This window comes from Dietzia sp. SLG310A2-38A2 (assembly GCF_014145095.1).
Taxonomy (GTDB): domain Bacteria; phylum Actinomycetota; class Actinomycetes; order Mycobacteriales; family Mycobacteriaceae; genus Dietzia.
In genome coordinates, this window is the sequence record NZ_JAALDX010000378.1 from 1 (window position 1) to 2,883 (window position 2,883).

Consider the following 2,883-nt stretch of genomic DNA (forward strand, 5'->3'; position numbering starts at 1 on the left):
TCGATGTCCGTCACGGCGGGCACCGGGGCGCTGGCCGGGCTCGGCGGCTTCATCCTCGCCTCCGGGATCGCCTCACTCATCGGGGGGCGGATCTTCGGCCGGCTCGCCGACCGGTCCAGCCGCCGGCTCATGGCGTGGGCGGCCGCCGCCGCCTCGATCGTGGCGCTGGGGTTCGTGGTGGCAGTCTCGATGCCCGGTTTCGACGGTGCGTCCGTCCTGGGGACCGTGTTCTTCGTGGGCGGCTACTTCCTTCTCACACTGCTGCACTCCGGGGTCCGCGTGGGGCGCAAGACCTACGTCGTGGACGTGGCCGAGGGCGACCTGCGGACGACCTACGTCGCGGTCTCCAACTCGGCCATGGGGGTCATCCTGCTCGTGGTGGGCGGCATCAGCTCGGTGATCGCGTTGGCAGGGGTCGAGTGGGCGCTGGTCTTCCTCGCGATACTGGGGTTGATCGGTGCGGCGTCGGCGCTGAGAATGCCCGAGGCGTCCGCGGCCCGGTGATACCAGGTGCGTATCCGACCCGGAGTGTGGAAGCCTCGGGACGGACGGCGGGTGTCGCCCGCCGGTCATGACGACGACGAGGAGACGCGCCGTGCCCGAGGACAATGTCACCCTCACGGATTTCCGAGCAGGCCTGCCGGGCGGGAGCGAGAAGGATCTCGCCGACTATGCCGGTCAGGTCGTCCTGGTGGTCAACACCGCCAGCAAGTGCGGGTTCACCCCGCAGTACAAGGGGTTGCAGAAGCTGTACGAGGAGTACCGCGACCAGGGCTTCGTGGTGCTGGGCTTCCCGTGCGACCAGTTCGCGCACCAGGAGCCGGGCACCGATGAGGAGATCGGGTCGTTCTGCGAGCGCAACTTCGGGGTGGAGTTCCCGATGTTCTCCAAGATCGAGGTCAACGGGTCGGGCACCCATCCGCTGTACCGCTGGCTCAAGTCGCAGGAATCCGGCCTGTTGGGCGGGCGGATCTCGTGGAACTTCACCAAGTTCCTCATCGGGCGTGACGGCACCGTGGTGGGCCGATTCGGCCCCAACCGCAAGCCGGAGGATCTGCGCACGGCTGTCGAGGAGGCGCTGCGGAGGCAGTGAGGCTGTGCGGAGCCGCCCCCTCCATCGTCAAGAGCGTTCCGCGCACTCCTTTCTCGGGCGATGTGTGCGGAACGCTCTTGTCGTTGGGGTGGGCCGGGGTCACGCGGTGGCGCCGGGGTCTGCACGCTGCCGCGCCCGGTCCCCGCGGGAGTCGCTACCCGATCGCGGGCAGCGGAGTTCGCGTCGGCGTACCGGAGTCCCGGTGGAGGCCGGCACGCCGCTCGAGGTACCCGGCGATCCTGCCGATGGCGCTCTCGAGCACCGCGGCGTCGGGCAGGCACACGATCCGGAAGTGGTCGGGCTCGGGCCAGTTGAAGCCGGTCCCGTGGGTCACCAGGACGTGCTCGGAGCGCAGCAGGTCCAGCACCAGTTCCTCGTCGCTCCCGATGCCGAACAGCTCGGTGTCCAGCCGGGGGAAACAGTAGAGCGCGCCGCGGGGCGCCACGCAGCTCACGCCCGGGATGGCGTTCAGGCGGTCGGTCGCCAGCGCGAGCTGCCGCTCGATCCGGCCGTCCGGGTCGATCACGTCGGCGCCCCACGGTGAGTCCTCGGCCAGCGCGACCGGAATCGCGTACTGGCCCGGGACGTTGGGGCACACTCGCATGTTGGAAAGCAGGGTGAGGCCTTCGAGCAGGTCCTGCGCCCGATCGAGGGGCCCGGTCGCGGCCACCCAGCCGGCCCGGTATCCGCACACCCGGTACGCCTTGGACAGGCCGCCGAAGGTCAGGCAGAGTACGTCGTCACCGGCGGCCAGCGCCGCATGATGATGGCGGGCTTCTCCGAAGATCACCTTCTCGTAGATCTCGTCGCTGAGCAGGACGAGCCCGTGCCGGCGGGCGATGTCGGCCATCCCCCGGACGGTCTCGGCACTGTAGACGGCACCGGTCGGGTTGTTGGGGTTGATCACCACCAGCGCGGTCGTTCGCGGGGTGATCTTGGACTCGATGTCCGCCAGCGACGGGTTCCATCCGTCGGATTCGTCCGCCAGATAGTGCACGGGCACGCCACCGGTGAGGTTCACCGCACCGGTCCAGGTGGGGTAGTCGGGCGCTGGCACCAGGATCTCGTCGCCCGGATCGACCATCGCCTGCAGGACGAGCGTGATGAGTTCGCTCACCCCGTTGCCCAGGAATACGTCCTCGGCGCGGATCCCATGCACGCCCCAGCGCCGGTAGTGCTCGGCCACCGCTGCCCGCGCCTGCGGGATGCCCCGCGAGTCCGAGTAGGCCTGGCCGGTGCCGAGTTCGCGGGCCACGGCATCCACGATCTCGGGCCGTGCCTCGAGGCCGAACGGGTGCATGTTCCCCAGGTTCAGCCGCAGGATGTCGTGGCCCTCGGCCTCCAGCCGCATGGCCTCGGTGAGGATGGGACCGCGGACGTCGTAGCGCACGTCGCGGAGGCGTCGGGATTGGCGGTAGATCTGCATGTGGACCATCCCACCGCGAATGTGGACTGGCGAGAAGGTCCACTTCTCGCAGAAGTGTAAGACCACTTTCCGGCCCGGTGCGCTTAGGCTGAGCTCATGGCCCGCACCGCCCGTCCCGGATCCCTGGTCCTGGGGGAGGTGTCGGGCACCGCGGGTCTGGTGGACGCGATCATCGACCTGATCTCCGACGGGTCGCTGGCCGACGGCGACAGACTGCCCTCAACGCGCGCACTCGCCCAGCAGACCGGGCTCTCCCGCGGCACCGTGGTCAGGGCGTTCGACGAACTCTCGGCCGCCGGCTTCGTCGACGCCGCCCAGGGCTCGGGTACCCGGGTCGCTGCCGGAGCTGGCCAGGCGGCACGCG

At 69.7% G+C, this 2,883-nt stretch carries 3 protein-coding genes and 1 pseudogene; 3 read left to right on the top strand and 1 reads right to left on the bottom strand.

Annotated elements, in window-relative coordinates:
- Both G6027_RS13225 and G6027_RS13230 read left to right on the top strand, forming a co-directional pair.
- Window positions 1-504: pseudogene (locus G6027_RS13225) on the top strand (MFS transporter); the annotation flags it as partial.
- Window positions 505-571: 67 nt separating this feature from the next.
- Window positions 572-1,093, top strand: a complete 522-nt coding sequence (locus G6027_RS13230) for a glutathione peroxidase (protein ID WP_182637575.1) — start codon at window positions 572-574, stop codon at window positions 1,091-1,093.
- A 154-nt stretch (window positions 1,094-1,247) separates the two neighbouring features.
- On the opposite strand, the gene G6027_RS13235 is transcribed toward G6027_RS13230, so the two are convergent.
- Window positions 1,248-2,519, bottom strand: a complete 1,272-nt coding sequence (locus G6027_RS13235; RefSeq protein ID WP_182637576.1) for a pyridoxal phosphate-dependent aminotransferase — start codon at window positions 2,517-2,519, stop codon at window positions 1,248-1,250.
- A gap of 96 nt (window positions 2,520-2,615) precedes the next feature.
- Here G6027_RS13235 and G6027_RS13240 point away from each other — a divergent pair.
- On the top strand, window positions 2,616-2,883 hold a 268-nt coding region (locus G6027_RS13240), incomplete at its 3' end, for a winged helix-turn-helix domain-containing protein (protein ID WP_182637577.1).